The organism is uncultured Intestinimonas sp., from assembly GCF_944387245.1.
Classification (GTDB): Bacteria; Bacillota; Clostridia; order Oscillospirales; family Oscillospiraceae; genus Intestinimonas.
In genome coordinates, this window is sequence record NZ_CALXEE010000008.1 from 18,770 (window position 1) to 40,856 (window position 22,087).

The 22,087-nt window shown below is 63.7% G+C and carries 17 protein-coding genes; 6 read left to right on the forward strand and 11 right to left on the reverse strand.

Annotated features, from left to right (window positions below; genetic code table 11):
* Nucleotides 1-5: 5 nt before the first annotated feature.
* The 10 genes from Q0K15_RS02365 to Q0K15_RS02410 form a co-directional block, all read right to left on the reverse strand.
* A complete protein-coding gene (locus tag Q0K15_RS02365; protein WP_294511577.1) occupies nucleotides 6-1,694 on the reverse strand; it encodes a hypothetical protein in 1,689 nt (562 codons plus the stop codon).
* Between the two features lie 20 nt (nucleotides 1,695-1,714).
* Nucleotides 1,715-3,250: a hypothetical protein gene (locus tag Q0K15_RS02370; protein WP_294511580.1), complete on the reverse strand. Its 1,536-nt coding sequence runs from the start codon at nucleotides 3,248-3,250 to the stop codon at nucleotides 1,715-1,717.
* Between the two features lie 18 nt (nucleotides 3,251-3,268).
* Nucleotides 3,269-4,957: a hypothetical protein gene (locus Q0K15_RS02375; RefSeq protein WP_294511583.1), complete on the reverse strand. Its 1,689-nt coding sequence runs from the start codon at nucleotides 4,955-4,957 to the stop codon at nucleotides 3,269-3,271.
* Nucleotides 4,958-4,986: 29 nt separating this feature from the next.
* Nucleotides 4,987-5,856, reverse strand: coding sequence for a M56 family metallopeptidase (locus Q0K15_RS02380; protein ID WP_294511586.1), 870 nt, complete (start codon nucleotides 5,854-5,856; stop codon nucleotides 4,987-4,989).
* Nucleotides 5,857-5,874: 18 nt separating this feature from the next.
* On the reverse strand, nucleotides 5,875-7,320 hold the full coding sequence (locus Q0K15_RS02385; RefSeq protein ID WP_294511589.1) for a hypothetical protein: 1,446 nt from the start codon (nucleotides 7,318-7,320) through the stop codon (nucleotides 5,875-5,877).
* Nucleotides 7,321-7,413: 93 nt separating this feature from the next.
* Entirely contained in the window at nucleotides 7,414-8,304 is an 891-nt protein-coding gene (locus Q0K15_RS02390; protein WP_294511591.1) for a hypothetical protein, read from the reverse strand.
* Nucleotides 8,305-8,378: 74 nt separating this feature from the next.
* Nucleotides 8,379-9,782 carry a hypothetical protein gene (locus tag Q0K15_RS02395; RefSeq protein ID WP_294511596.1) on the reverse strand — a complete coding sequence of 468 codons (1,404 nt, stop codon included), beginning with the start codon at nucleotides 9,780-9,782 and terminating at the stop codon, nucleotides 8,379-8,381.
* The gene (locus tag Q0K15_RS02400; RefSeq protein ID WP_294511599.1) at nucleotides 9,779-10,153 is read right to left on the reverse strand and encodes a BlaI/MecI/CopY family transcriptional regulator; all 375 of its coding nucleotides are present in this window, start codon (nucleotides 10,151-10,153) and stop codon (nucleotides 9,779-9,781) included. Before Q0K15_RS02400 ends, Q0K15_RS02395 begins: the two co-directional genes overlap by 4 nt.
* Nucleotides 10,154-10,299: 146 nt before the next feature.
* A complete protein-coding gene (locus tag Q0K15_RS02405) occupies nucleotides 10,300-11,682 on the reverse strand; it encodes an MATE family efflux transporter (protein ID WP_294511603.1) in 1,383 nt (460 codons plus the stop codon).
* 83 nt (nucleotides 11,683-11,765) lie between these two features.
* Nucleotides 11,766-12,428, reverse strand: a complete 663-nt coding sequence (locus Q0K15_RS02410; protein WP_294511606.1) for an HD domain-containing protein — start codon at nucleotides 12,426-12,428, stop codon at nucleotides 11,766-11,768.
* 109 nt (nucleotides 12,429-12,537) lie between these two features.
* On the opposite strand from Q0K15_RS02410, the gene Q0K15_RS02415 reads away from it, so the two are divergent.
* Nucleotides 12,538-13,071 (forward strand): GNAT family N-acetyltransferase, encoded by a 534-nt coding sequence (locus Q0K15_RS02415; RefSeq protein ID WP_294511609.1) that lies wholly within the window; start codon nucleotides 12,538-12,540, stop codon nucleotides 13,069-13,071.
* A 56-nt stretch (nucleotides 13,072-13,127) separates the two neighbouring features.
* Here Q0K15_RS02415 and Q0K15_RS02420 read toward each other — a convergent pair whose 3' ends face one another.
* The gene (locus Q0K15_RS02420) at nucleotides 13,128-13,922 is read right to left on the reverse strand and encodes a TIGR04255 family protein (protein ID WP_294511612.1); all 795 of its coding nucleotides are present in this window, start codon (nucleotides 13,920-13,922) and stop codon (nucleotides 13,128-13,130) included.
* Between the two features lie 145 nt (nucleotides 13,923-14,067).
* Here Q0K15_RS02420 and Q0K15_RS02425 point away from each other — a divergent pair, with 145 nt between their 5' ends.
* The 5 genes from Q0K15_RS02425 to Q0K15_RS02445 all read left to right on the forward strand — a co-directional run.
* Nucleotides 14,068-14,562, forward strand: coding sequence for a dipicolinate synthase subunit A N-terminal domain-containing protein (locus tag Q0K15_RS02425; protein WP_294511615.1), 495 nt, complete (start codon nucleotides 14,068-14,070; stop codon nucleotides 14,560-14,562).
* Between the two features lie 354 nt (nucleotides 14,563-14,916).
* Entirely contained in the window at nucleotides 14,917-16,509 is a 1,593-nt protein-coding gene (locus Q0K15_RS02430; RefSeq protein WP_294511618.1) for a recombinase family protein, read from the forward strand.
* Nucleotides 16,510-17,000: 491 nt separating this feature from the next.
* Complete coding sequence (locus Q0K15_RS02435; RefSeq protein WP_294511621.1) at nucleotides 17,001-18,575, forward strand: sigma-70 family RNA polymerase sigma factor; 1,575 nt, start codon at nucleotides 17,001-17,003, stop codon at nucleotides 18,573-18,575.
* Nucleotides 18,576-19,275: 700 nt separating this feature from the next.
* Nucleotides 19,276-20,541: a leucine-rich repeat protein gene (locus Q0K15_RS02440; protein ID WP_294511624.1), complete on the forward strand. Its 1,266-nt coding sequence runs from the start codon at nucleotides 19,276-19,278 to the stop codon at nucleotides 20,539-20,541.
* A 56-nt stretch (nucleotides 20,542-20,597) separates the two neighbouring features.
* Nucleotides 20,598-22,087, forward strand: a 1,490-nt coding sequence (locus Q0K15_RS02445) for an S-layer homology domain-containing protein (protein WP_294511627.1), incomplete at its 3' end; no start/stop codon positions are given.

Genomic DNA, 22,087 nt, shown 5'->3' on the forward strand with positions numbered 1-22,087 from the left:
TCCTATTATGAGAGGGTCCAGGTCTGGCCGTCAAAGACAAAGGACAGGCGTTCGGTCTGATAGGTGAAGTCCACCCGGTCCTGGGCGGCAGTGGTGACGGTGAAGTCCGCTCCGTCGGGGACGGTGTCCAGGTCCCGAGCGGCGGAGAGGAGCCCGGGCAGCAGCTGCCCCCAGGCCTCCGTTGTGATGGCAAAGCCCTGGGCCGCCGCCCCGTCGGCGATAGCCTGAGCGGTGCCGGGGAGAAGGGAGTTCCCCTCCAGGTCGCTCAGCGGGACGATGGCGATGGGGGTATAGTGCCACAGGTCGTCCCGAAGGGCCAGGAGGGCCGGCTTGCCCTGACCGCCGAGGACAGCGAGCCAGCCCGAGCCGTCCGGGGACATGCCCTCGGTGAGCGGGGTGCCGGAGTTGCCCTGGAGTCGGTAGTCAAAGCGCCAGACCTCCAGCACGTAGCCGTCGGCCAGGGTCCGCACCAGTTCGCCCAGGGTGTCTCCGGTGCCGCCGGCCATCTCTAGTTCGGTGATCACCATGCCGGTGATGGTCACGCCCAGAGTGGCCTCCAGTTCCCCGGCCTTCCGGTCCATTTCGGCCTCCACGGCGGCCACCAGGGCGGCGGGTTTGCCGTCGGCGGTGCTGGGGGGAGAATAGGGCGCGTCCAGGCGGTAATATTTAGTAAATATCCAGCCGCTCTTCTGGGAGGAGGACCGCTGGACCTGGAAGGTCCAGGTGCAGGGTTGGCCGTGGTCGGTGCCCTCCAGGGTGAAGGTATAGCGGGCATCGCTCACCTCGGTGATGAACAAGGTGCTCACGTCGGCGGTGTAGTCCCAGTCCAGGACCTCCGCCGCGTCGGCCCGGACCCACAGCCCGCCTCCCCATTCCAGAAAGAGGGGGTCGGGGACGTAGACGTAGGTCTGGAAGAGTTCGGTGGCGGTCTCCCGGCCGAACCGGTAGAGGAGGCCGCTGAGGACCTGATCGTCCATCCGGAGCTGCTCGTCCCACTGCTGGTAACCGGCGAGCCGGAGCCGGGTTACCCCATTGCCGTCCACCCATGGATCGCCTTCAATGGTGGCGGCGGCGATGAGGGGGGCGAAGGCGGCGTCGGCCTCCTCCAGGAGGGACCGGCAGAGGAGCTTTTGACCGGCCGCCGCCAGGGCGGGGTCGGAATGGGCCAGCAGAGCGTCCACGGCTGCCTGGACCGCCGTGCTGTCCACATAGCTGGCGGTGGTCAGGGGGACATAGTCCTCCCCGACACGCTGGAAGAGGAAGAGAGTGGTTTGGCCGTCGAAGAGATAGCCGTTCTCGTCGATGAACATGCCCCCGGCCAGGGTGGTGGTGTCCGGGTCGAAGTCCCTGGTACCCACCTGGGCCCGGTAGAGCTCCAGAGTCCCCTCCTTCAGAACATGGTCATAGGACCCGGCGGAGGAGAGGGAATGGCAAACGCCCTCCTCTCCGGCAAGGTCTTTGGCGTAGTCGGAGACGGCGGTGGGGATGACTTCGGCGGTGGCGGCGGGCGTCTCCGGGGCGCCCGCCTGGTCGCAGGCCACAATGGTCCCAAAAGTGCCCACACACAGCAGGGTAAGCAGGACGGGGAGTATCCCCCTCCGCTTCGGGCCGGAGAGCAGGCTGCGCAGCCGGAGCTTGAGAAAGCCTTTGCCGCTGTTGAACTCGGTGGAAAACCAGGTGTGGGGCGCGCGCATACAGAGCCCTCCTTTCGGGGTCAGTACAGGGTGAACACGGCCTTGGAGGTGAGCCACGCAAGGGTGTCGCTGTAGTCGTCCCAGAACTCGGAGCTGGGGTGCCAGGTGAAGTCGGTGACGGGGAGATAGTACCAGCCGTTGCCGCCGGGGACGCCGGGAACGGCGGACCGGCCCAGCAGGTTGATCTCCCGGCCCTCCGGCAGGGTGGGGAGGGGGTCCTCCGGCCCGGCCAGAATCTGCACCAGACAGCCGGAGCCGGGCTCGATGCCCTCCGGCTCCACACCGCCGTGCTCGGAGACGTACCGCTCATAGGCGTACCGGTGATAGACGGCCAAGCCGCCCTCCACCGGGCGGAAAATGAGACGGTTGGTGTAATAGCCGTCGGTTCCGGGCAGCTGCCAGGAGAAGTGAAGGGCGTCGCTGGTGAAGACGCCCGCTTCCGGGTCGAAGTAGTTCCCGTCGGTGAGGGTGGGGAGATAGCGGTCCCAGGTGGGTGTGTCCATGAGCTGGAAGTAGTCCTCCGCTAGGGCGGCCAGGGCCTCCTCGCTCCCCGCCTCGTCCGCGTTGTAACGGCCCAGATACACATAGCGGTCCGTGGTATGGAGGTAGACCGAGTAGGGAGCGGGGTCTGTCCAACCGGGCTGGCCGGAAAGGGTGATAGGGCAGTGATAGGCGGCGATGCCGTCAAAGCCGTGGCTGGCCGGGTCCTCCGGGTCGTAGTAGTGGGCGGCGGCCAGGGTCATCTCGCCGTAGGCGTAGTCCCACCCGCCCGCCTGGGCCAGGGCGTACTGGTCCAGCTCGGGATAGAAGGAGGTGGCGGGGTCGGAGACGGTCTCCGGGAAGCGGAAGGTGCCCGGGATGTAGGAGAGAAGACCGTCCAGAGAGAAGCTCACACTATAGACCTGATGGCTCTCCTGTTCCTGATACCAGTCGTCCAGCACTGTCCAGCCGTTGCCGGTCCGCTGGGCAGCCCGGAAGCCCCACACAGGGGGGAAGGCCTCGGTGAGATAGTCCCCCAGGTAGAAGAGGGTGATGTCGCCCGTCGAGTCCAGGGCTCCATACCGTTCCACCAGGGCGGGGAGGGCATCCCGAAAGGCCAGAGCCCCCTGGGGCAGGTGGGGCTCCACCAGAGAGATGGTGAGCACGGAGGCGGTAGGGCGGAGCTGCACCGTACCGGTGGACAGGTCCGCGCTGACCTCCCCTACCGTCTCCTCTCCCTGGAAGAGGTCATAGTACCAGTACTCTGTGCCGTTGAGCTCTACGGAGAAGGGCTCAGAGAGGGTGAGGCTCCCCTCCTCCAGCCCCAGGGCGGCGGGGGCAAGGCGGAGGACGGTCTCGGAGATCTCGTCCTCCACCAGGACGGGGGCGGTGGACTCCTCCGCCGGAGCGGTGCGGCAGGCCACCAGAGCCCCGGCGCAGAGGGCCAGGGCCGCCATCAGGACCGCCAGGGCCCGGCCACGCTTGGGGGCGGGGCGGAGCAGGTCGTGGAGCCGGGTGCGCAGGAGGCGCTTACCGCCTTTCAGCTCGGTGGAGAACCAGGTGTGGGGACAGTTCATGGAAGGGAGCCTCCTTGCTCAGATGTCCAGCACCAGCCCACGGGACAGGGTCCAGGGGCCGGTGGCATTGGTGACGGAGAAGTGACCTGCTTGGGCGCCGTCCACGGTGAGGTCTACCCGCCACTCGTCCCCGTCGGTGACGCAGACGGGGGTGCCGTCGGGGACCTCCTCTCCGGTGTCCGGGTCCAGATTGGCGGTGCGGAGGGAGGCGGTCCGGGTCTGAGTGAAGGAGAGGGACAGCCTTTCCCAAACGTCCGCCCCAAAGGCCGCCGTCAGGGCCTCACCAGGCGGAGTCCCGGGGAGGCCGTCCACAAAGGCCTGGGCGGCGGACTCCATGTTCCCGTTGTCCTCGGTCAGCGGGGCGAAGAAGCAGTGGCTCAGGTAGAGCGGAAGCAGCTCGTCGGCGGCGGGAGTGCGGAGCAGGACGGGCATGCCCTCGGCCTCATAGGCGGCGTCCAGTTGGGCGCACAGGTCCGCCGGGGCGCCCTGGCTTTGGTAGAAGGCGCCGGGGCTCATGTCGTCGCCCCCATCCACGCCGGTGGTGACGGTGTAGCCGTCCCCCAGAGCCTCCACAGTAAAGACAGCGTAGTCGCTGCCGCCCCCCTGGTTGGCCCCACGCTGGAGGAGAAAGTCGTAGTAATAGGTCCTGTGAAAGGTGCAGAGGTAGTGGGTGGCAGTTCCCTCCTCATAGCTGCCCACCACCGTGACCTGGGGGAGGCAGAGGTCGGCGCTGCCGGGCTCCGATGTGCGCAGGTTTAGGGCGGCGTCGTAGAGGGCACTCTCCAGGGATGTGGGGTCCAGGCCCAGATAGGCCGCATCAGGGCTCCACAGGGCCAGGGGGCGGGTAACGACAAAGCCATCCGACGGCGCGCCCATGGTCCGCCACTGGCACCACAGGGGCGGGTCCATGACGTCCACCAGACCGGCGGGGACGAAGGTATCCACATCGGTGGAATAGGTCTCCTGATAGCGGCGGAGGGTACCGTCGTTCCAGGTGTAGAGCCCCAGCCAGGGGTCCATGCCCTCGGCTCCGTCTACATTGGCCCCCTGGAGGTAGAAGGTCACATCGTCCCCCTCCCCGATGCGGAAGCCCCGGATGGAGAAGCTGTTCTCGTCCAGGGGGAGGGGGAGTTCCCCGGATGCCAGGGCCTCCGCCACCGCGTCCCGGAGGGCGGCTTCGGTGGTATCGGCCAGGTCCAGTGCCTCCTCCACGGTGACCGAGCGGTGGGTCTGCCGGTCGTAGACCCAGGCGTACAGGTCGCCGTCGGTGCCGTAGTTGGGGTAGACGTTCTCCAGCAGAGCCAAATTCAGGTAGCGCTCCGCGGTGACGGGGAAGGCGGCTACCTCGCACCAGGTGCCGCTCTGGTAGGGATCGTCCATGTAGACCTGGTACACCGCCTTCCGCTCCAGCAGGGCGGCGTTGATGGACTGGGCGTCGGGGCTGTCGTCACCGGCGATCTGGGGGATTTCCAAAATGCTGCCCCTGTCGTCGTAGTATTGTGTGTCCATGACGATATGGGCTGTGGCTGTGTCGGAGCCGGACTGGCAGGCCACCAGGGCCCCGGCGCAGAGGGCCAGGGCTACCGCCATGGCGGCCAGAGCCCGGCCACGCTTCGGAGCGGGGCGGAGCAGGTCCCGGAGGCGGGTGCGCAGCAGGCGCTTGCCGCCTTTCAGTTCGGTGGAAAACCAGGTGTGAGGACAGTGCATAGCAAACTCCTTTCGCGGTGGAAACACGGTCAGCGGTTGGAGCGGACGGCGTCCAGAATGACCTGGCCGTACCGGGCCCGGTCGTCGGCGGGGAGCCCCTTCACCACGTCGTCGTCGCAGCACCGCTCCAGGTCGCCTTCGGCGGCCCGGAGCAGCACCCAGGTGAGAGGGTTGAACCAGTGGACCAGGTTGGCGCACAGCAGCAGGGTCTTGTAGAGGATGTCCCGGCGCTTGAAGTGGGTGAGCTCGTGGCGGAGGATAAACCACAGATCCTCCCTGGGCGGCAGCTCCTCCGGCAGAATGACGGTGGGTCGGGAGAGGCCAGTCATCATGGGACCCTTCACCCCGGGGCAGGTGAGGAGCCGCACCGGCTGGGCAAGGCCAAGCTCACGGGTGAGGTCGGGGAGGAAGTGAGGGGCCTCCATGGGCTTTGCCCACCGCCGCAGATAGCTCTGGAACCGCAGGTAACCGATGAGGTGCCACAGCAGCAGGAGGACGGCCCCGGCCAGCCACACCCAGAAGAGGACCTGGGACAGGGTGAGGGAACGGACCGCCGGCTGTACGGCGGGGACGGTGGCCTCCGGCTGGGTGACGGCTGGCTGGACGGGGGCGGCGGTGCTCACCACCGGCGTATAGTCGGTGGAGACGGGGGTAGGGGTGCTGAGGTTGGGGGGCGCGGTGTAGACCACCCGGTCAGGCGGCGTTTCCAGCTGCACCGGGGCTTCCGGCAGGGAGAGGTTTATGGGAATGAGCAGCCGTACCGCCACCGCCAGCCAGGCCCAATACCGCCAGCGGATGGCGTAGCGCCGGGCGAGGATGGGCCCCAGCAGCAGGAGCAGCAGGATCACCGCCGACATGGTGAGGGTGATCTCGGCCAAAGTGATGAGAAAATCGGACATGGGCTGGGGCCCTCCCTTTTAGTCAAAGTAGTCGGTGAGCTGAACGCGGCGGACAGTGTCGCCGCCGTCGAAGTAGAAGATGAGATAGTGGCCGAAGCCGCCGTCCTCCGGGCCGAACCAGAGGAAGTCGCCTTCGATGTCCCAGTTGGGCTGGTCGCTGGCGGTGGGGTAGGCCCGGAGCACATCCTCCCGGGTGGAACTGCAGATGAGGATGCCCCGGTTGGTGCGGAAACCGGAATGGCTGGTCTCCATGGTCCAGATGGAGGTCTCTCCCTCCGGGGAGGCGTAGCACTCCAGGGTGAGGTCGGGCCAGGACCACCGCTCCCAGCGGTCGCCGGGCTGGTAGCTCACCGCGCCTTCGGAGATGTTGGTGATCTCCGGCTCTCCCAGGACATGGATGAGGTGGCTGGCGCTGCCGCCCAGGCCGTACCAGCCGCCGCCCTGCCACAGTAGGGCGAAGTCGGTGTCGGACAGGCCCCAGGACAGGGCCTCCGCCTGACGGCTGTAGGTGCCGGGCCGGGCATTGAAGCCGCCCAGGATCTTGCAGCCCTCGCCGGTGTAGGCGAGCACCAGATAGCAGCGCTCCCCGTCGGCCAGGTTCAGGGGCATGGACACCCACTTCCCGTCCATGTCCACCAGATAATCAACCTCATAGACGGCGCAGACTGTCTGCGGCGGGGCGGTCGTCTCCTGCTGGAAGGTGAGGGAGGCCAGCTGGACCTCCTGGTCAGGGTGTTGCCCGCGCAGGTATTCCAGGGCGGTGGACTCGGCCTCGTCCTGGAGGAGGGCCCACTGGAGGGGACGGCGGATGGTCTCGGTGAAGAGCTCGCTGCCGGGTTCGCAGTCGTTGACCATGGAGGAGAAGAGGTAGACCGGTTCCTCCGTGCCCACGTCAAAAATCAGGTAGGTGGAGTTGGGGTAGGTGGCCAGCACCCAGCCCTCCTCATCCATCTCCATGCCCCCGGCCAGGAGCACCTGGTCCGGAGTGGTGGTGTGGAGCCGCCAGCCCAGACGGTAGACGTCCAGGGCCACTCCCTCCAGCTCGTCGTAGTGATACACGGGCTCCATGGACTCGATGCGCCAGTCGTCGTACTGGGCGGGCTGGCCGATCATCTTCATCTCACCGTCCACCATGCCCACTGCCCCGGAGTTTTCCGACCAGTAGCGGTATTGGCCCCAGACGTAGGACTCCGCGGCGGAGAGGACGGCGTCTGGGACGTCCACCCCCTCCCAGACCTGGCCGGCGGGACCGGCCGACTCCGTGGGGGCGGGCACGGGGCTGGTGGACGCGGGAGCGGTGTCGCAGGCCACCAGGGAGCCGAGCATGCTCACCAGCAGCAGGATGCACACCAGGGGGAGGACGCCCCTCCGGCGGGGGACGGTGAAGAGGCCCTCCAGCCGGCGGCGGACAGCTGTCCGGCCCGTATGCAGCTCGGTGGAGAAATAGGTCCTGGGCGCTTTCATGTCTGCTCCTCCTTTCCAAAGGGCAAGAGATGTTCTTCTACCCGTATATCGCCGGAGCGGGGGGAAATGTGACAGCCCCGGCCCATTTTCCCATCAGCCGGCGGCCGTGAGGGTCTGGATGTGCTCTGCCGTCAGACTCTGCCAGGGCAGCTCCAGCTCCGCCGCCCCGGCGAGGTACTCCTCCCGCCACTGGAGGTATTCGCTCTCGTCCACCGGGGAGAGCAGCCCGTATTCCGTGCCCATGTCCCGGTAGACGTAGTAGACGAAGCCGGTGCCGCTGGTGTCGGTGTCCGCCGGATAGTTCTGCGGCTGATAGTCCCGGCTCCAGGCGTCCACGGACCCCACATCTCTGTACAGGTCGCTTTCCGGATCGTAGACATAGAGGGTATAGGGCCAGAATCCCCCGGCCAGGCCCTGGTTGTGGGACCAGCCTGCCTGGATGGCGCCGTTGTCGTAGAAGGTCAGATTGGGGAATTCGGAGAACTGGAGGTGCAGTCTGCCGTTCTCGTCCGTGTCGTAGATGAGTGCCTGCATCCCCGCCACCATGTTGGCCGTGATGTATTGGATGACCAGCTCCTCCCGGCCGTCGCCGTCCACGTCGCAGACGGCAAATTGATTCTCCGTCATGGCCTCCCGCTCCGCCACGGTGCCGGTATAACCTGCCGGGTCGTTGATCTCTCCGGGCAGAAGGTTTTCGTCCAGCAGGGTGGTGAGCACCTGGGCGTAGAGGGTTCTGGCGTCCCGGTTCTCCTCCGTCACCGGGAGATCAGGCAGGGACACGGTGGGCAGCGGAGCGGAGACGGTAGGGGCGGACGGGGTATTGCAGGCCACCAGGGAGCCGAGCATGCTCACCAGCAGCAGGGCGCACACCAGAGGGAACACGCCCCGCCGCCGGGGGGCGGTGAAGAGGTCGTCCAGCCGACAGCGGAGAGCTTGCTGATTCGTGTGGAGCTCGGTGGAGAAATAGGTTTTGGGGGCGTTCATGTCAGCTCTCCTTTGCAAGATGGGAAGGAACTTTCAATCTGTCTCCGGGGTGAGGAGAAATGTGACGGCTTTCGTCAATATCCCTCGTCATCCAACGCCCAGCCGTCATTTCCGTCATTCTGGCGGAGCAGGATAAGGCTCCAGTCAAGGCGCTGTTCACCGGTATTCATCACCGCTGGTTCACCCGTCCAGGTCCAGTCGGCGAAGAGGACCATCACGTCCTCCGCCGCCGCGCCGTTGATGCTGCCCCGGCCATAGGTGAGATATTGCGTCTGCATCAGACTGAAATCCACTGGATCGAACCACAGGGAATCCAACTGGCGCTGAGAGTCGGATTGGATGAACACGGAGGCTGCGGTCTCCATGGCGGGGGAGAGATCGGCAAAATCGAAGCCCCAGGGGGTGTAGAGCTCCGGGTCCGGAATGGAGTCCATGGGGAAATACCAGCGTTGATTCAAAAGACGGGCCGCACGCTCGGTGTCGGCGTCGGTGGAGCTCCCCAGCAGGAAGGTGCGGGTGGGGTCCGGATTGCCGGTGGGGTAGCACAGGTAGATGTGGAGCCCCTCAGGGCTCTCCACCTGATTACTGGTGCCCGGGTCCTGATAGTGATAGGTCAGGGCCCAGGCCTCCACGGTGCGCCCCGTGTCGGTGTCGTCATAGGTGCCGGACAGGGTGAGGCCGGCGATCTGAAAGTCGGCGTTGCCGGCGACCTCTGTCGGGATCACCTGAGCCACGTAAGCACGGGCCATACCCACCGCCGGGTTGTCTTCCTGGAAGAGCCTGGTGTCCGCGTAGATCCACTGGGGCTCCGTCCCCAGGGCGGTGGCGGGGTCCCAGTCGCCCCGGATATAGAGGTCCAGGTTCCCCAGGGTGATGACCCCCTTCCGGTCGGCCCAGTAGTTCTGGTAGTCCGGGCTCCCGGGGGCTGCCGGCCAGGTCCAGGTCCACGTCCCGTCGGCGTACACCACCTCGCCGCCGCCGCAGGTGTCCACGCCCTGATAGGTGGTGACGGTGGTGCACAGCACGTGGAGGCCGTCGTCAGCGGACCAGGAGAGGGCGTCGCACTGGTCGCCGGAGAGAAAGACCGGTGTCCCGGTCAGCTCCCCGGTGGTCCCGTCGGCGGCCAGGAGCAGGAGATTCCCCAGACCTGCGGCGTGGGGGCCGCCGTCGTAGGAGAAGGCGCAGACCATGTCCCCGTTCGATGTGGTCTCCCACAGCAGCCCCCAGGACTCCCGCTCGTCCCGATCGTCCAGGACCTGGTCCAGGGCGGCGCCGACCAGGGTGTCGGGGTCGGGCGGAGCAGGTTCTTGCCGGCAGGACACCAGGGCGCCCAGGCAGACGGTGAGGCACAGGGCCAGAGCCAGCAGGCCGCCGCCCCGGCGCTTGCCGCCTGGGATGAACAGGTTATCCAGCCGGGCCTTCAGCAGGCGCTTTTCGCCCCGCAGCTCGCTGGAAAAGATGGTGTGAGGGGCCTTCATTTTCGTCCCTCCTTCAGCTCGTCCAGGTAGCGTTGGAGCTCGTCCACCTCGGCGTCGTCCAGGTCGCCGCCCCGGGCCAGGGAGGCCACGAAGCGTTTTAAGGACTTGCCAAAAACCTTGTCCAGCACGGCGCTGCTCTCAAAGGAGAGGTAGTCGGCCTGGGATACCAGAGGGGTGTACCAGTTGGCCTTTCCCCGCTTTTCGCAGGAGACAAAGCCCTTTTCAGCCAGACGGGAGAGGTAGGTGTTGATGGTGTTGGCGGCCCAGCCCCGGTCCCGCAGAGCCTCCTCCAGATCGGAGCGGGCGGCGCCCCCCTCACAATTCCATAGGGCCTTCATGACCTCCAGCTCGGTATCGGGCAGACGTTTCATAGGCTGCCTCCTTTCTACTTCAATTGTAGTTGTTCTGTCTATATACTACATTTGAAGTGGATTGGAGTCAAGTTACAGTGTGGTGACAAAATGTAAAACCGCCGACCTTCCGTGTTGGGAAGATCGGCGGTCGATTTCAGATGACTTCAGGATTTGGAGGAGAGAGCGGCGTCCTCGGGGGCGAGGCCGGCCCGGGCGATGCCCCGGCGGAGCCAGTTGCCCCGGGCGTAGTAGATGATGTAGAGGATGGAGGTGACAGTCCAGCTGATGGGATAGCTCACCAGCACGGTCTCCAGCACGGGGAAGTGGGGCAGGACCAGCAGCACCCACAGCACCCGCAGCACGCATACGCCGCTGCAGGTGAGGAGCATGGGCTTGAGGGAGTCGCCGGTGCCCCGGACAGCGCCGGAGAAGATCTCGATGCATACGAAGGTGGCATAGAATGGGGCGGTGAACCACATGACGTGGTGGCCCAGCTCGATGACGGCGGTATCGTTGGTAAAGAGCCGCAGCAGGGCGGGGGCGGCGCCGCAGAAGAGGATGCTGACCACGGCAGTGACCGAGAAGGTTAGCGCCAAACAGACCAGCACGCCCTTCTTGACCCGGTCGTACTTCCGTGCGCCGAAGTTCTGGCTCACGAAGGTGGTGATAGACACGCCGAAGGCGCCGGAGATGAGCCAATAGAAGGAGTCCACCTTGCCGAAGGCGGTCCAGGCGGCCACGGTGACGGTGCCGAAGGAGTTGATGCAGGACTGGAGGACCATGTTGGAGATGGTGTACATGTTGGACTGGACACCGGCGGGCAGACCGATACGGACGATGGCGGCCAGCTTATCCTTATGGAAGCGGATCTCCCTGGGGACCACGGAGTAGACGGTGCCGGGGCGAAGCAGGGAGACGGCCACCAGCACGGCGCTCACCACCTGGGACAGGACGGTGGCCAGGCCCACGCCCAGCACGGCCAGGTCCAGGATCACCACGAAGAAGAGGTCCAGCACGATGTTGGTGAGGCAGGCGGCCATAAGGAAGTAGAGGGGGCGGCGGGTGTCGCCGATGGCCCGGAGGATGCTGGCGCCCATGTTGTAGATGAAGGAGGCGATGGAGCCGCAGAAGTAGACGCGCAGGTAGGTGATGGCGTAGGTCATCACGTCCTCGGGGGTGCCCATCAGGCCCAGCACCGGGGCGGAGACCAGCAGGCCGACGGCGGTTACCACCACGCCGGCGGCCAGAGCCAGGGCAATGCCGGTGTGGACGGCCTCCCGCAGCTGGTCGCCCTGGCGGGCGCCGTAGTACTGGGCGATGACCACCGTGGCGCCGGAGGAGAGACCCACGAAGAGGTTCACCAGAAAGTTGATGATGACCGCTGTGGGGCCGCCCACGGCGCCAAGGGCGGCGGTGCCCACGAAGTTGCCCACAATGATGGCGTCCACCGTGTTGTAGAGTTGCTGGAAAAAGGTGCCCAGCAGAATGGGGAAGAAAAAGGAGAGCAGAGGCTTGAGAATGGACCCTTCTGTGATCTGATTCTGCACAGCAGCGCACCTTCCTTACAAAAAGTCCAAGAAGAAGGGAAAAGGACCCCACCCGATCCAGGGGATCGGATGGGGCAAGGCAACTATAACAGGTTCTGGCCGTTGATGTCAAGATGGAAGGTGAGCTGGAAGAACTCCGCTGCCTTCCGGCAGAGGATCATCCGCTGGAGAAAGATCTCAAAGTAGTCCATGACGGGACACACCTGGGTGTTGATGGAGAGTGTCAGGGTGAAGGTGCCCGCCTCCCGGTCCAGCCGGGTCACCGACTGCTCCACGGCATAGTTGACCCGGTCGTGGATGTCGAAGCTGGCCAGGTCCTTGTTCCGCACCCGGCTTCGGCGCACGTCGGTCTTGTCGGCCAGGATGAGGGCGGCGGCCACGGCGTTTACCGGGTAGGCGGTGGAGTCGTCGTGGTGGCCGATGGCGGTGATGACGGCGGCCACATCGGTGGGGGACATGCCCATCTTGTCCAGGATGCGGAAGGCCATCACCGCGCCGGTCTGGGCGTGGTCGTTGCGGTTGACCACGTTGCCGATGTCATGCATGAAGGCGGCGATACGGCAGAGCTCGATGGTGTGCGCATCGTAGCCCAGATCCCGCAGCAGGTCGCCGGCGATGGCGGCGCACCGGCCCACGTGGGCGTAGCTGTGCTCGGTGAAGCCCAGTGCCAGCAGGGAGGCGTCGGCCTGGGTGATATAGGTCCGGATCTCCTGGGACTGTTTGATGTCCTCATAGGTCACTGCCATGGGGACCACGCTCCTTTCCAATGGCCCGCCGGACTTGCCTTCTCCACCGGCGGGGGGTATAATGTGGAAAATCGTACATCCGCCTGCTGGCGGAGGGAGGGAAACGCCAATGATCCGAAAAGCAACTGCCGACGACCTGGAGGCCGTATCCGCCATCTATGAGGCGGTGCTGGACCGGGAGGAGGCCACCGGCTGCCGCTGGACCAACTGGGAGCGGGGGGTGTACCCCTGCCGGGCCACGGCGGAGAAGGCTCTGAAGGAAAAAACGCTCTATGTGGCAGAGGTGGGAGGCACCATTCTGGGCTGTGCCAACCTCAACCATGTCCAGCCGCCGGAGTACGCAAAAATTCCATGGACGGTGGAGGCCAAGCCCAAAGAGGTGCTGGTCATCCACACCCTGTGTATCCACCCCGACGCCGCCGGTGGTGGGCTGGGGCGGCGGTTCGTGGCCTATGCCGAGGGACTGGCGGTGGGCAAGGGGTGCCGGGCCATGCGGCTGGACACCTATGAGGGGAACGACCCCGCTGCCGCCTTCTACCCCAAGCTGGGCTACCGCCTGGCGGGAGAGACGGAGTTCTTCTTCGAAGGTTTCCGGCGGGAAACCCTCATCTGCTTTGAAAAGGACCTCGCCAAAGGGAAATAAAGAGGGCGCAAAGACGACCGGAGAGGGGAGCCCACCCTTCCGGCCGTCTTTTTTCGTTATTCCGCCATGGGAGTGGGGCCCATAGCCTCGTGGAGCTCGGGCATAATGGCTCCGTGGAAGAAGCGCTCGGCATAGTGGTGGAGCTCCTCCAGGGTGCCGGGCACCTTGTCGGCGGTCAGGTTTCCGGTGCGGGAGAGATCCCCGTCCAGGATGAACTTGGGTTCGGGGTCCTGCTTGCCGCCGTTGATGAGACCGGGACCGGCGTGGATCTTCAGGCGCACGCCCTCCTCCAGGGCGATCTCGGTGTCCAGGGAGGAGCGGCCCACCTTGGTCTCGTCCACGTCGGGCTCGCCCAGGATGCCCAGGTAGGGGGAGCGGATCAGGTCATCCCAGAGGAGATCCGTAAGACCCAGCCGCTTTTTGGAGATGGCGTTGAGGTAGCGCAGGCCCACCCGCTGGAAGAAGGCGGGCTGATAGACCTGGATGAACTGAGCCAGGGGCTTGTCCAGCCGCAGGGCGAAGTCCTCCCAGTTGGTGTAGCGCAGGGTGGAGAGGGCGATAAAGTCCTTGGTGAGGTTGATCTTCCACAGCCCGTCGGTGGAGACGAAGTTGTGGTTGGCGATAGGGGGCTGGGGCTCCACCTTGGGATTGGGACCGCCGGCCCCCACGATCTTGGGAGGGGCCTGCTCTTTCCGCACGGCGTACCGGGGGAAATCTTGGCGGATGGCCTCCTGAAAATCGGCGGGCTCCTCGCTGTTGATGGTGAGGATGGTGGGGAACCGCAGTTGGCAGATGACCTCGATGAGGGGGCTGCGGGCATATTGATAGCGCTGATACTCTGAAAACAGCATAGTGTTTGCTCCTTCCCAAATGCCTCCAACCGGCGGAGGCGTTTCCTCTTTATTGTAAATGCTGCGCCACGGTCTGTCAATGACCCGTCACCCTTTGCAGAGATTGGGAATAGGATGGGCCAGACGGAACATGGAGGGGAGAAACATGAGGAACGAGTGGAACATCTGGGTGGTAGGCGGCGATCTCCGACAGGTCCGGCTGGCCCAGCTCCTGTGCGAGGAGGGACACACGGTACATACCTGGGCCCTGGAGGAGGCGGAAGGGGTGCCGGAGCCGGCGGCCGACCTCACCGGGGCAAAGCTGGCCGACTGTGTGGTGCTGCCCCTGCCGGCGGCGGGAGAGGACGGACGGCTCAATACCCCATTCTCCGCCCAAAAGCCGGAGCTGGCCACGGTGCTGGACGCCCTGCGGCCTGGGCAGGTGGTGTGCGCCGGCCGGGCGTCGCCGGAGCTGACGGCCCTGGCGGAGGCGCGGCAGCTCCGGCTCTTCGACTACTTCCGCCGGGAGGAGCTGGCGGTGGCCAACGCCGTACCCACCGCATTAGTGATAAGACACACAAAACCGGGTTCCCGTACGGAGACCAGGTTTTACTGCGTTCAAAGGAGTGCGGCAATCACAGATATAGGAAGCCGAAATTGAACGCAGCTGTTTTCCTTGCTGTCCATCCAAAGAAGCAAGATGCCGGATCAGAACGCATAGGATGCTATTGCGGTAAAATTTCACTTCTCCCTTAAACAGATTTCTAATAGCCTAAAGGGACGTAGAAGGCATTTTAGAATTTCCATTTCAGTGGCAGCATAGTCAATTTACCTCAGAAAATGGTGGAGCGCGGCTTTCTGAAGCGGTGCGGCTTAAACATTCAGGTGGAGTGTACCACAATCATTTCTGATATATGCAAGCGCAGGAAGGAGGGACGGACCGTGGAAGATCAAGTCAGGAACGCACTGCTGCGGGCGCTTCTCGAGGCCGGGATGATCACTCCGGCGGAGTACCATGAACTTCGGAAATAAGAGGGCCTTGCGGGTGGCGGCATATTGCCGGGTGTCCACAGAGAAAGAGGACCAGCGGAATTCGCTGGCTGCCCAGCAAAGGTTTTTTCAAAGCTACATCCAGCAGAGACCGGAGTGGGAGCTGGTGGGGATCTTCGCTGATGAAGGTCTCTCCGGAACTTCGGTCAGGCGGAGGCCTCAATTCACCGAGATGCTCCAGCGGGCCATGGGCGGAGAAATCGATCTGATTGTGACCAAGGAGGTCTCCCGCTTTGCCCGCAACACAGTGGACACCCTTCAGATCACTCGCCAGTTGAAAAATCGTGGGGTACGGGTCCTGTTCCTCAACGACAATATCGACACTGGTGACAACGATGGTGAATTTCGCCTGACCATCATGGCCAGTGTGGCCCAAGAGGAGAGCCGGAAGGTATCTGAGCGCACCCGCTGGGGACAACTCCAGGCCATGCGGCGCGGGGTGGTTTTTGGCAACAACTCCATTTACGGTTTCCAGTTGAAAAATGGCGCATTGACGGTGGAGCTGGAGCAGGCCGCTGTGGTGAAGCGAATTTACCACAAGTTCCTGGTGGAGCGGAAGGGTACCCACGCCATCGCCCGTGAACTGACCCAGGAGGGAGTACACCCGCCACTGCGGCCTGTGGGGGGATGGTCCTCCACCATGGTACTGCGTATCCTGCGAAACGAGAAATACTGCGGAGATCTTCTGCAAAAAAAATTCGTTACCACCGACCATCTGACCCACCGCAAGGTGATGAACCGTGGGGAGGAGGAACAGTTCTGCCTTCGAAATCACCATGAGGCCATCATAAGCCGAGAGGAGTTTCAGAAGGTGCAGGTGGAACTGGCCAAAAGGGCGGGAATGGTGCAGGAGAAGCGTAGATTCTCCGCCAGGTATTGGTATTCTGGAAAAATAAAATGTGGCTGCTGTGGGAAGAGTTTCATCTGCAAGCGAACCCGTCGGGCAAATGGGGAGGAATATATCCGCTTTGTATGCCGCGGACATCTGGACGGTACAGGAAAATGCGCCATGCGGGCGGTAAATGGGCGGCTAATCTTCGCGGTGGCCAGGCATGTGTTGAGCCAGCTGCCGCTGAACGGCGCAGGCCTGATTGACCAGTTGATGGAAGACCTGAAAGCCCTGCGCAACGCTGGAGACGACGGAATCCGGGAACTGGGCAAAATCGAGCGGGCGCTGGAGCGGCAAATGAACAGGAAAGACCGGGCGCTGGAGGCCTGGCTGGACGGAACGCTCAGTCAGACGGATATGACCCGCCTGGTGTCCCGCTGTGAGGAAGAAATGTCGAGACTCAATCAACATGCGGAAAAGCTAGAGAGCAGGCGCGCGGGGACCCGGCGAGCGGAGGAGTGGGTTCAGGAGACCCGAACCCTGTTGGAGCAGGAACTGGAAGGTGGAGAGGCCGTCCTGGGGGAGCTGATTCAGGGCATTACGGTGAACCAAGAGGATTTTCTGGTGGACGTGACAGGATTTCCGGTGCGATTTCGCGTAAAGGCTGCATGGGAGAGAACAGGCGGAGATGACCGCATCCGAATCCTGGAATGCGCTCTGATTCAATAAGTGATATTTTTGGACTATTTTATCAAAAAACGACACTCATTGCCTGCGGAAACCATTGCACTGTGGAGCCGCCTGCTTTTCATAATTTCTGATTCGGCGCTTCAAAATGCTTCAAACGAAAAACAACATGACGGATCTGATCGCTGACTCTGCACATCTGTACCAGTGTTCCGGCGTAGAGTGGAGCTTTTCCCGGTATTTGGATGGACAAAATTGACCAATAGAATAAAACCGATGTCCCTGCTCCCGGCACTATATTACGGAAGAGATGCACCGGCAGTTGGCTGGCAGTGCCAGAGCACCACGTTCCACGGGAGGTAATATGCTTGCATTTCTGGTAGCATTTGTGTAAAATGAATAAAAAAGAGGCGCTTTCCCGATGAAATACATTTCCTTTTTTCAGTTCCTCCGCCGCTGTCTCCTGATGGACGCGGAGGTGCACCTGCTGCCCCAGGCAGTGAAAAAACAGCTGGAAAGGTCGAGAGCAAGGGATGGAACAGGAAGAGCTGACCACATTGATCCAGCGCGCCCGCCAAGGGGATCCGGACGCCCAAGACACCCTGGTGCGGAAGGTCCAGGATAGGGTCTATTACCACTGTAAAAAGATGTTGAACACGGAGGATGCCGCCCAGGATGCCACCCAGGACGTGCTCATCGCCATGCTCACCAACCTAGACAAGCTGAAGGAGCCGGCAGCCTTTTGGGGCTGGGTGAACGGCATCACCGCCAACCGATGCCGGCACCTGCTCAGCGCTCCCCATAAGGAGTGGCAGATTCCCGAGGACGACGCGGGTAACTCCATGTTGGATGACCTGGAGAACCTGGACGAGACCCTGATGCCGGAGGCGGCCCTGGACGACGCCGAGACCCGGCGGATGATCCTGGATCTGGTGGATGCTTTGCCGCCGGAGCAGCGCCTGAGCGTGCTGTTTTACTACTACGACGAGATGAGTGTCAAGGACATTGCCCAGACCATGGACGTCAGCGAGGGGACGGTGAAGAGCCGCCTCAATTACGCCCGGAAAAGCATCAGGCAGGGCGTGGAGGCGTACGAGCGGAAGGGCGTCAAGCTATACAGCGTCAGTCCTTTCCTGCTGCTGGTATTCTACTTACGGCAGGAGGCGTCTGCCTGCGTGCTGGAAGATACAGCCGCCGCTGCTATGGCCGCCCAGGCTGTGGCCCAGGCCGGGGCAGCCGCTGTGGAGGGCACCGGAGGTGCTGCGGTCGGGACCAGTGCCGCGGCGGGAGTTTCAGCGGCAGGAACGGCAACAGCCGGGCTTTCCACCAAGCTGGTCGCCGGACTGGTGGCCGCCGTCATCCTGGTGGGCGGCGGTGCGGTGGGGATCTCCGTACTGATGGGCGGGGACAGCCCGGAGGAGTCAGCGCCGCCCCTACAGGAGGAGGTTCAGGCGGCGGAGGACACCTCCTTTGGGGCCCTCCACGGCTTCACCATCGTGGAGCCCCAACCCTATGAGGACCTGCCGCTGACTGCCGTCTGCGGGGATGACGGCCTGGTGGTCCTCTCCTCCTCGGGCAGCCTGACCCAGCCGGAAATCACCGTCAGCCAGCCGGACGGGGAGGGCTATGTGACCTATACGATTCGCTGTACCAACACCGCCCAGGTCGTCCTGGGGGGCGCTGAGGACACCTCCCTGGCCCTCACGCTCTTTTCCCAGGAATATAGTTTCTACGACTGGTATACTGGCCGGCTCTATTTCCCTGACCGGCGGGAGGACGATGGAGGCGAGGCCCTGGCCGTGGGTGAGGCCCAGGTGGAGCACGATGGGGAGACCTTCTCCCTTTCCTATGAGAAGCGCTGGACCAGTGGCGTGGACTACGGCGACTGGCGCGAGAGCAGCCAGCCCGGCCTGGAACGTGAGATCACCATCGACGCCTTTCAGGAGGAGATCTACACCATGCGGGCCCCGGAGGACTACGACGGGGTGCTCCTGGGGGTCAACATCGTGGACCCGCCCGACCCGGAGCGGGTCATCCAGGCGGAGTGGGATCTGGAGACCGACGCCCCCGACCACTTTATATTTCTCCGGCTCAGCGATCATCAGTGATCCCATGTTCGGGGGAAAAGCATACAGGCGGGCCTGCCCGGGGGAAGGTGGACAAGCTGCCTGTGCCGTTTTTGGGCAAATAAAAAATTCTGCCAACGCACGAAAAAATTTTTTAATTTATAAAACCGAAAGGGACTGGGCCGGCACTATATCACAGAACAAAGCGCCGGAGACGCGAAAAAGATAGCCAGAGAGGAGGAGGCCCGCGGGACACTTGGAACGGCGGAAAGCCCGCCGCGGGCGAAGGCGTGTGACCAGAGAGGAATTTCGGGAGGAGCGGAAGCGGGACATGGATTCCGCGTATGGGGAGGCAAAACGGGAAGCATGGCGGAAAAAGGAGCGGGGCAAGCCCTTCCGGGACCTGGGCACTACCGCAACCCTGTTCTCCGCCCTGGCTGCCATGCGCCCTGGCCGCTCCTCTGCCGCCCGCCCCGGTGGTCATCCTGGCGCTTGTTCAAAACGGGAAGGGGGCACTGGCCACTGTCAAGTGTTGCAGCCTACTGATCGTCTGGCCGGGGCCACATGGTACCTCCCGGGGTGTGGTCCTGGTCCCCCTTGGGTGAGCCTGCGCCGACCGTACCTCTCCAGAGGGGCGGCCGCGTCCTGATTCCGACATTTCCATCCACAGATACATCCCGGCTGTTCGATTCCAGCCCCTCCGGACGGGAACCGGAAAAATGAACGAAAAGGAGTGCCAATGATGAAACAGAAATTTTTCTCACGCGTGTCCGCCCTGGCGGCCTGCCTGTCCCTGGCCCTGGCCGTCCCCGCGATGGCATATACGGAGTACTATGAATTTCCCGGTGTGGGTTATTATTTTGATCCCGGGACCGGGATTATGGATTTTGCAGAGGTTACTTCCAGCGAACCCCATGCGCTTACGATCCCCGCCACGATCGACGGTGCGCCGGTCCGGCATATTGAAGTAATCATCGGAGCGCCCACACTGACTAGCATTACCATCCCTGAGGGGGTCGTCTCCCTGGGAGGGTCGGCGTTTGCCATGATGGGTGAAGGGGAGACCCTGACGGAGGTGATTCTCCCCAGCAGCCTCACGGAGCTGGGCGATGGGGCCTTTTATAATTGTGATAATCTGGTGCGGGTCACCCTGAGCAACAATATCACCACCCTCGGGTATCAGACCTTTTACGACTGCGACGCGCTGCCTACCGTCACCCTTCCGGACAGCATTACCACGATTGAAAAAAAGGCGTTTGAAGACTGCAATGCTCTGACCACCATCTCCTTGCCGGCAAACCTCACCACCATTCAGGACAGGGCATTCAGAAACTGCGAGGCACTGACCAGCATTACCATTCGAGGCAGTCTTACCACCATCGGGAAGGAGGTCTTTGTGGGCTGTAAAAATCTAACCGATGTGTACTACTACGGCACTCCGGAGCAGTGGGCCCAGATCGAGATCGGAGCGGGCAACACCAACCTGAAGAACGCCACCATCCACTACGTGGTGCCCGTGGCCGGCTTTACCGACGTGAGCTCCGGTGATTACTACGCCCAGGCGGTGCAGTGGGCGGTGGACCATAAGGTCACCACCGGCACCGGCGCCAACACCTTCTCCCCGGCCAACACCGTCACCCGGGCTGAGGCTGTGACCTTCCTGTGGCGTGCCGCCGGGTCCCCCGCACCCGCTTCCGCCGCCTCCCCCTTCACCGACGTGACCGACCCCAACGCCTACTACTATAACGCCGTCCTCTGGGCCGCCGAGCAGGGCATCACCGGCGGCGTGGGCGACGGGACCTTCGGCCTCGCCGCCACCCTGTCCTACGACCAGATATTCACCTTCCTGGGCCGAGCCGCCGGAGCCGACCTGAGCGGGAGCGACTGGTCGGCCGCCGCGGTGAGCTGGGCCCAGAGCAGCGGCCTGACCGAGGGCCTGAGCTTTACAGCCACCGCCAGCTGCCCCCGGTCCGATGTGGTCTATTGCCTGTGGAAGCAGCTGGCCTGACGTTCCACAGATAGAAGAAGCGGCAGATGATCTGCCGATCAGAACGGGGGTTCACCATGAAAAAACGGACAAAAAGACTTCTCCCCCTCCTGCTGGCTGTGGTTTTGCTGGCAGGAACCTTGCCCGCCAGGGCGGCGGGCGCTGCCGGGAAGGCCTCCCTGGCCGCCGGCAGTTATCTGAGCGCCTATATCAATGACGCCGGCGAGCTGTATACCTGCGGCCTGAACAGCTCCTATCAGCTGGGCTACGAGCAGACCAACACCGACACCACCCTCTCCGGCATCGGCACCTCCGATAAAAATACCGGGGTGCAGAACGAATTCGCCAAGGTGATGGACGATGTGGCGGCGGTGGACTTCGGCTGGAACCAGGTCGCCGCCATCAAGACCGACGGCTCCCTGTGGATGTGGGGCAGCAAATTCGCCAGCCAGCTGGGCAGCGCGGAGGACGGCTACCAGACCACCCCCAAAAAGGTCATGGACGATGTGGCCCAGGTGAGCTGCGGCGGCAACTTCACCGCTGTGGTCAAGACCGACGGCTCCCTGTGGACCTGGGGCTACGGCTATAACGGCACTCTGGGCAGCGGCACTGAGACCGACAGCGCCGGTCCCCAAAAGATCATGGACAACGTGGCTATGGTGAGCTGCGGTGCCGACTTTGCCGCCGCCGTCAAGACCGACGGTTCCCTGTGGACCTGGGGCTCCAACCGGGCGGGCCAGCTGGGCTTTGAGCCGGTGAAGACCGGCTCCGGCGCCTTTGCCAGCACCAAGCCTCAGCTCACCCCCAAGAAGGTCCTGGACAGCGGCGTGGCCTATGTGGAGTGCGGCAACTCCTGCCTGGCCGTCATCAAGACCGACGGCTCCCTGTGGACCTGTGGAGGGAACAGCGAGGGCACCCTGGGCAACGGCACCAAAGAGGCCACCTATGTCCTGGGCAAGATCCTGGATGACGTAGTCCAGGTGTCCATCTCCCTGAACAGTACCCCCACCGCCTATGCTGTCAAGACCGACGGTACGCTCTGGGCCTGGGGTTCCAACAACTCCGACTACCTGGGCTTTGACGGCGGCAACGACACCCGTGGCGGCTGGCCCATCCAGACCGTCCCCGTCAAACTGCTGGACGGCGTGGCCGCCGTGAGCACCGGCGGCATCCACACCATCGCCCTCAAAACCGACGGCTCCCTGTGGGCCTGGGGCTATGACAACTACGGCGCCCAGGGCCGGGGCACCAACATCAGCACCTGCTATGCCCCCAGCAAGGTACTGGACGGTCTGACGGCCTCCACCGCGGAGGAGACCACCTCCACCGACCAGCCCTCCATCGACCCGGCGACCGGCTTCACCGACGTGAGCAGCACCGACTACTATGCCGACGCGGTGGCCTGGGCGGTGGAGGAAGGGGTCACCCAGGGCACCGGCAACGGCGCCTTCTCCCCCAAGTCCACCGTTACCCGGGCTGAGGCGGTCACTTTCCTGTGGCGGGCTGCCGGGTCCCCGGCGCCTAAGACTTCCGCCTCCTCCTTCTCCGACGTCACCGACCAAAACGC

What these genes read in the sequence shown, in the direction of transcription:
- Q0K15_RS02365 (WP_294511577.1), bottom strand. Translation starts at nt 1,694, where the DNA reads ATGCGCGCGCCCCACACCTGGTTTTCCACCGAGTTCAACAGCGGCAAA.
- Q0K15_RS02370 (WP_294511580.1), bottom strand. Translation starts at nt 3,250, where the DNA reads ATGAACTGTCCCCACACCTGGTTCTCCACCGAGCTGAAAGGCGGTAAG.
- Q0K15_RS02375 (WP_294511583.1), bottom strand. Translation starts at nt 4,957, where the DNA reads ATGCACTGTCCTCACACCTGGTTTTCCACCGAACTGAAAGGCGGCAAG.
- Q0K15_RS02380 (WP_294511586.1), bottom strand. Translation starts at nt 5,856, where the DNA reads ATGTCCGATTTTCTCATCACTTTGGCCGAGATCACCCTCACCATGTCG.
- Q0K15_RS02385 (WP_294511589.1), bottom strand. Translation starts at nt 7,320, where the DNA reads ATGAAAGCGCCCAGGACCTATTTCTCCACCGAGCTGCATACGGGCCGG.
- Q0K15_RS02390 (WP_294511591.1), bottom strand. Translation starts at nt 8,304, where the DNA reads ATGAACGCCCCCAAAACCTATTTCTCCACCGAGCTCCACACGAATCAG.
- Q0K15_RS02395 (WP_294511596.1), bottom strand. Translation starts at nt 9,782, where the DNA reads ATGAAGGCCCCTCACACCATCTTTTCCAGCGAGCTGCGGGGCGAAAAG.
- Q0K15_RS02400 (WP_294511599.1), bottom strand. Translation starts at nt 10,153, where the DNA reads ATGAAACGTCTGCCCGATACCGAGCTGGAGGTCATGAAGGCCCTATGG.
- Q0K15_RS02410 (WP_294511606.1), bottom strand. Translation starts at nt 12,428, where the DNA reads ATGGCAGTGACCTATGAGGACATCAAACAGTCCCAGGAGATCCGGACC.
- Q0K15_RS02415 (WP_294511609.1), top strand. Translation starts at nt 12,538, where the DNA reads ATGATCCGAAAAGCAACTGCCGACGACCTGGAGGCCGTATCCGCCATC.
- Q0K15_RS02420 (WP_294511612.1), bottom strand. Translation starts at nt 13,922, where the DNA reads ATGCTGTTTTCAGAGTATCAGCGCTATCAATATGCCCGCAGCCCCCTC.
- Q0K15_RS02425 (WP_294511615.1), top strand. Translation starts at nt 14,068, where the DNA reads ATGAGGAACGAGTGGAACATCTGGGTGGTAGGCGGCGATCTCCGACAG.
- Q0K15_RS02430 (WP_294511618.1), top strand. Translation starts at nt 14,917, where the DNA reads ATGAACTTCGGAAATAAGAGGGCCTTGCGGGTGGCGGCATATTGCCGG.
- Q0K15_RS02435 (WP_294511621.1), top strand. Translation starts at nt 17,001, where the DNA reads ATGGAACAGGAAGAGCTGACCACATTGATCCAGCGCGCCCGCCAAGGG.
- Q0K15_RS02440 (WP_294511624.1), top strand. Translation starts at nt 19,276, where the DNA reads ATGAAACAGAAATTTTTCTCACGCGTGTCCGCCCTGGCGGCCTGCCTG.